This is a genomic window from Microcoleus sp. B6-A1, assembly GCF_036705085.1.
In the GTDB taxonomy this organism is placed as follows: Bacteria; Cyanobacteriota; Cyanobacteriia; order Cyanobacteriales; family Microcoleaceae; genus Microcoleus.
This window is the reverse complement of record NZ_JAUBTU010000006.1, coordinates 121,944-127,943: the sequence shown is the minus strand read 5'-3', so window position 1 is coordinate 127,943 and position 6,000 is coordinate 121,944. Positions and strand designations below refer to the sequence as shown.

The window sequence follows — 6,000 nt, the reverse complement described above, 5'->3', positions numbered from 1 at the left end:
TCAAATATCAATGGCTCGAAATAGATGCCTACTCGAGCTGGCAATCTCTTGTTTCATCTGTAGAAAAAATTCTTAAAGAATTTGGAGATAATTATGTAATTAATTTTGCTTAACTACTTACGGGTTTTGTCGATATCTCGATCGCAGCTCAAGAAGATTTCTTCTAGCTGAACCAGACACCATTTTGAGAAATCCGAGAATTTGCGACTATATAGCGATCGATCAATTTCTGGGCATTCTTCCTCAAGCAGCACCAATCTTCGTTTAAAAGTTGCTTCTGCCATTGGCTTATTCGTTTTGTGGGAAATCTTGCCCAGTTCTGCCCTTAACTCCGATCGCGTCCAGAAATTGCGCCTACCCGATTCTTCCGTAACTTGCGCTGTTATTGTCTTTCGGCGTTTCATGTCTTTGTATGAGCTACTTTAGGGATAGCTGCCGCTGTCTTTCAAGTAGCTCGCAGTCAGAGAAAAAAAACTATCTATCGTCCCGTCCGCTTCCTTTTGGGACTGCTGGCGAGCGGGTTTTTAGCTTTGGGGTAAGTTTTCGTTGCGTCCCAGTAGCCATATTCCCGTGCTCGGTCAAACACTTTACGAGCTGCTTCTTGAGGTGTCTTGCCGAAACCTCTGACAATGCAGTTGGGGTTGAACGAACGTTCAACCACAACTAGATGCTGTTGCTGTAACATAATGCTGTCTCCTAGTGCCGTCTCGTGGCATTGGTGGAAAGTCTGGTGAACGTGTTGACGCACGTTTACCAGGCGTTTTTGCACTGTAACACTAAATTAGTGTTACGTCAAGAAAAACTTAGAAACTTTCTAGGTTTTCCATTATCCTGATTGGAGTAGTCAAAGGATTTTATGGGATTTTATGGAATTTCATGGCAAAAAGTAGGGATAGTCGCGATCGCATATCAGTGACATTTGATGTGGGCGGATTGCGGGAGCGCTTAAAAGCTCAGGCGATCGAACCGAATCAGTCACTGGCATCGATCGTCCGCATGGCTCTGATCGAATGGCTTGATCAGCAGGAAGCTGCCCAATCTGAAGAATCTCAAAATTCTGAGAATTCTCACAAAACTGATTAAATTGATATATTCAGCTATTGAAAATGCTAAAAGTCTATATCCCGTCTGGATTACAACTAAATCAAAACTACTTTGGGGTCGTAGTACAAGCCCCAGAAACAAGAATCCTTTTCTGTTTCTGACCTCTTTGACCCATTTGTCGAGCCTTCTAGTCTATTTATCGTGAGTTACAGAAACACGTTTCTCTGTTTTTCGGAAACAAAGCGTGTTTCTCTGTTTCTGAGAAAGTTGCAGAGAAGTTTAGGGGACTGGTGGCGAGGGAAGCAGCAGCCCTGAAATGGCGGCCCTGAAATGGCGGCCCTGAAATGGCGCATTTGGCTGGGCGAACGTTTAAGTGGGTTTGAAAAAAACTGGGGGTTCCAATCTGTCGGGCGGAACAAAAATTACTGTTTGATCGACGACATGAAAAGTGGCAAGCTGAGCATAAAGATGAGCCAATTTTTACGAGCGCTGGAGGAGGTACGATCGACTGCAAAAATTTCTGAAATTCCTATTCCACTTTTACTCATCTAAACATTGACCCGCAGTATTGCTAGGACAAAATTTTGTCGCTATAGTCGTGTCAGAATCTCTCTTGAAACTCTTAACCACCAACTTAAAAATGGTGAAGTTCGCCGTCATGATGATTGATTAAATGTTTAATAACATTGTCCTTAATCATGTTTCTCCGAACCATTTCTATGAGCAATATCTGCGCTTCTTCAGCAGAAAGTGATTGAGTCTCATCCGAATAAACTTTGAGTTTAAATTGCTGTTCAACCGTAAGTTCAGTTGAAAGCTTACCCGATTGATCTTCATCTTTCCCTGTTTTTTCAGTGGTCATAATCTCTACTGTTTTAATCGCCTGTTTCCTGGTCTTTTTCCTTGTCTGTTAGAGAATCCGTTGATAGGGAATCGGTTGAAGAATTGTTATTTTTGAGGGTTATCAATTGATTGATTCGATCGCGAATCTCTGCATTTTCCCCCTCCAGCCATTGAACTATCACAGCCGTGTCATATTTGTTTCCTGGTGCTTTCCAGGCATACATTTGTGTTAGCAGAGCTTGCAGTTGTTCAGGGTAGTATTCATTCCACCAAATTAATGCTAATTCCCGCAGTTTCTGTGCATCTTCTTCACTAATTAATGGGTCGGCTACGGATTCAGGTGTTGGTGTGACCGCAGAATTTGATGTTGCTGCCGGTTCACTTATAGTTTCGGCTGGTGTGGCTTGTGTGGATTCCTCTACAAGTTCAGATGTGGATTCAGAGGTTGGTGTGGTTGGCTTATTGCTGGTTTCAGGTAGGTTTTCAGTAGTCTTAGAGTCAGAGTCAGAGTCAGAGTCAGAGTCAGAGTCAGAGTCAGAGTCAGAGTCAGAGTCAGGCTCTGGGACTGTGAGTAGAGCGATGAAAACAGCTTTTTCGGTTTCGGTCAGCGCGTTCCAGACCTTTTGGCGATCGGCTACCCCAGAGCCGCAAACTTCCCTCAAAACACTCTGGATACTTCTGGCTAATTTCGGGTCGCCGGCTTCGAGTACCACACGAATATATTGGAGTAGGTCAGCTTCTTCTCTTTGTTGTTGAGTTTGCTGATCGACCTCATTTTTTGAAAGATCAACCTCATTTTGGAAAGGTCGATCGGAATCAAAGCCTTGCTCTGTAAAGTTTCGATCGACCCGATCAACCTGATCAACCTTTTCACCCAAACTTGGCAAATCTTCTGCTGCCGTCGCCTCCCGATTCATAAAATTTGCCATCGGTTCACAAGATTGGGCGATCACATTCTCTCCATAATCACCCGCTGAATCACCGACTGAATCGGAGGTTGACTCGGAGGGTGAATCAGGGGGTGAATCAGGGGGTGAATCAGGGGGTGAATCGGAGGTTTGGTCAGGGCAGGAATCAGGACTCTGTTCTGGAATTAGTAAAGTTTGAGAAATAGGATGATCAGGTTGATCAGGTTGATCAAAGCCAGAGCCAGTAAGGAGATCAACCTCGCGATCGACCTCAGTTTCTGAGGCAGTTTTCAAAATTTGAGGTTGATCAGCGAGTTCAGGCTGTTCGATTTTTGCCCAGACTCGAACCCGTTTAGAGCTGATGATTCGGAATTCTCGTTCCCACCCCATTTTCTTGAGAATCCCCGAACAGCGCATCTGGTGCGATCGCTCTTGCCGACTTAAATCAATTTGGAGATGATTGAGGAGGTCGCTGAGTCGGATGTAGTCTCGATGTTCGATGTAATTCAGGATGAAATCTTCCCAGGGGTCTGAGGTTTGGAAGTCCTCAGTCAGAAGTTCGGCTTCTTCTTCATCATTTCCTAAATTTAGATAAGGTTCTTCACCAGAGCGATAAGCCAGCATCGCAGCAGCCCAAATTGCATTCCGTTCTTGCTTCAATAGCTTAGTATCGATCCGTTTCTTGACCGGAATCACCCAAAATCGGCGGTTGCCAGTTTCATCAGCGAGAAATTCTTGCTTGTTAGTGGTGGCAACGATGATGCTGGGTCGATCGAAGTCCTGCGTATCTCGACAATAAGGCGGTCGAATTGCGTCTGTCTCAGTAGAGAGGAAAGCTTTGGTTGCGGACACATCCCGTCGGCGGAAAATTGACTCTAGCTCCGCCCATTCAACAATCCAGGAGCGGTGCAATTTGAGCCGTTCATCCTTATCGGAAACGGCACCGAGTGAATCATCGAAGTATTGTTTGCCTGCCAAGATTTTAAAAAATGTGGATTTTCGGAATCCTTGAGGGCCTTGCAAAATCAAAACTGTGTCCATTTTGCAACCTGGTTCAAAGGCACGCTTTACCGCACCGATTAAAGTCTTTCGGATGAATTTTGTATAAAGTTCACCCTCAACACCAAAATATTTCTGAACCAAAGTATCTAAAATTGAAGTATCTGAAGCCACGGGTAGAGAACTCAGATACTCTTGAATGGGTGAATATTGATTATCCACGGCTATTTCTGTGAGTATATCTTGGACATCTTCTCTACTCGATCTGACTAATACTCCGTGTCTGATTGCGAGTTGAAGACGGACTCGATCGAGAGATACAGGTTTCCCATCTATTTCGATTCTCTTGCTAAGTGTGTTTAGCCTAATCCGCTTCCCAAAATGTCTGTTCAACTTTTGGTAATCTTGAATCATCTTGTCATCAGAATTGAAAATATTGAAACCCGATGACTTTTGATTTTCTAACTCAGGAACAGAATCAGAATCAGGAACAGAATCAGGAACAGAATCAGGAACAGAATCAGGAACAGAATCAGGAACAGAATTAGAATCAGGTGAGCAATCTAAATCAAAGGGTCGTTGAGCTTTGAGAAAGCGCCAGTATGCACCTTTGATGCAGCTTTCGACTCCATCAGGAATATAGTGTTTGATGGAGGATATAGGGTTGGATTTGACAGCCGAATCCCAGACCTGTTGCCACTCATCCTCATCCCATCCGCCACCGGGTGAACAACGGCGACAAGCATCCAGAAACAATGTATAAGCATCATCATCTGTAAGTTGTCCGAGGCGGTTGAATTCTGTCTGAACTCCAAGTAAATCTCTGGCGAGCATTGCCATTGATGTATTTCTTTGAGTTTCGACTCCATTCAAATAAACCTTAGCCTTCCCCAAGGCGGAATCCAAGGGTATGGCGATCGGCACCGGAACCTTAATATCTTTGAATTTTATCTTGGTGGTTCCTGGCGCGGGTAGAGTTTCTGTCGGCTTTATAAGTGTTGCTGTTGATGTACCGCCACTTCCTGTACCGTTAGCGGTATTTTCAATACTTATCGGTCTAGTAGAATTGACTAATAAGTCGAGTAAATCTTGCTGATTCCGCTCCTTTTCCTCCTTTCTTCTTTGCTCAAGTTCCCTGAGTAATCTCCTAAGATGTTCCCGCAAATCATTGTAATTATATCGAATACCTGATTCACTGACAATTTCTGATTTGATTGGTTCACGACCGGGTTTCATGTGCCAACCCCCTGCTAGGCGAAACACCCTACTGGGATTTTTATTACTGTCATCAGCTTCCATTATCTCGATGAGAATCACTTGCAGTTCTCGCCACTGTTCCGGTGTAACAGGCTCATCGAACAACCAATACGGCTGCATCGACTTGTCACCGCTAAATATGGTGAATGTCGGCTCTACAAAACCTACAGCGCTCCATTTTTCAAATTGTTCACCCAGAGGAATATCATCCCATTCACAGAAAATAGCGCAGCATTGGTGGATGTCAGCATCGGTGTGACCAGTACCGCCAGCGCCATTGACCACGACGTAGACACCACGCCCATCTGTTTGATATTGTTCGATTTGTTGCCAGTCTAAGCCAGAGAGTTTGCGCCCTTTATCTTTTTTCTTACGATCGTCTGTGGAATAAAAGAAAAATCTCAAGTAGGCTTCACCCGGTGCATATCCCAGGTAATTGAGATGTTTTTCAGCTAATTCACGATCGATCACGATTTTATTACTCACGTCTTTGCTACTCCTGATTTAATTCCTGATTGTTCAACTTCTGATTGGTTTAAGGAGTTGATAAATGTCTGCAATTTCAATCGCAGACGGTCAATTTCTGAATTTAGAGTGTCGCGTTCTACCTCCAAATCAGTAATTTTCTGTTCGAGACAAGTAACTTTTCTGCGATCGGCGGTTTCCTTCTTTCGTTGCTGTGATTGTTTAGGTTCAGCGACTGGTTCAGGGGCTGGTTCAGCGACTGGTTCAGTAATTGCTTTATCAAGTCGTAGCTTGCGGGGCGCGAACGCGCCATCGGCTAGACATTCACAGCATAAGCCGTCCGTTAACTTCGCAAAACGACGTTTACCATCTTTGTGATAGTTGGTACGGCACCATCCGTTTATGGTCATCAGAACCTCTGAGCTATTACATTTCAGTATTTTGTTGAGAGAGATTCTGAGAAAAATAAAGAATTAAAGCTGCT

General features: G+C 44.1%; 6 protein-coding genes and 1 pseudogene. 2 read left to right on the top strand and 5 right to left on the bottom strand.

Features of this window, described 5'->3' with window-relative positions; all coding sequences use genetic code 11:
• A pseudogene (locus QUB11_RS03850) lies at positions 1-113 on the top strand (IS630-like element ISAcma34 family transposase); the annotation flags it as partial.
• Here QUB11_RS03850 and QUB11_RS03845 read toward each other — a convergent pair.
• Positions 114-404: a hypothetical protein gene (locus QUB11_RS03845; RefSeq protein ID WP_333389850.1), complete on the bottom strand. Its 291-nt coding sequence runs from the start codon at positions 402-404 to the stop codon at positions 114-116.
• A gap of 74 nt (positions 405-478) precedes the next feature.
• On the bottom strand, positions 479-769 hold the full coding sequence (locus tag QUB11_RS03840) for a hypothetical protein (RefSeq protein WP_333176219.1): 291 nt from the start codon (positions 767-769) through the stop codon (positions 479-481).
• A gap of 107 nt (positions 770-876) precedes the next feature.
• On the opposite strand from QUB11_RS03840, the gene QUB11_RS03835 reads away from it, so the two are divergent.
• Complete coding sequence (locus tag QUB11_RS03835; RefSeq protein WP_333152935.1) at positions 877-1,083, top strand: hypothetical protein; 207 nt, start codon at positions 877-879, stop codon at positions 1,081-1,083.
• Between the two features lie 595 nt (positions 1,084-1,678).
• Here QUB11_RS03835 and QUB11_RS03830 read toward each other — a convergent pair.
• The 3 genes from QUB11_RS03830 to QUB11_RS03820 are packed head-to-tail and all read right to left on the bottom strand — an operon-like array spanning position 1,679 to position 5,926.
• Entirely contained in the window at positions 1,679-1,906 is a 228-nt protein-coding gene (locus QUB11_RS03830; protein WP_333176217.1) for an NblA/ycf18 family protein, read from the bottom strand.
• A 13-nt stretch (positions 1,907-1,919) separates the two neighbouring features.
• Entirely contained in the window at positions 1,920-5,537 is a 3,618-nt protein-coding gene (locus tag QUB11_RS03825) for a virulence-associated E family protein (protein ID WP_333389848.1), read from the bottom strand.
• Complete coding sequence (locus QUB11_RS03820; RefSeq protein ID WP_333152941.1) at positions 5,534-5,926, bottom strand: hypothetical protein; 393 nt, start codon at positions 5,924-5,926, stop codon at positions 5,534-5,536. The genes QUB11_RS03825 and QUB11_RS03820 overlap by 4 nt, the downstream gene beginning before the upstream one ends.
• Positions 5,927-6,000 lie beyond the last annotated feature (74 nt).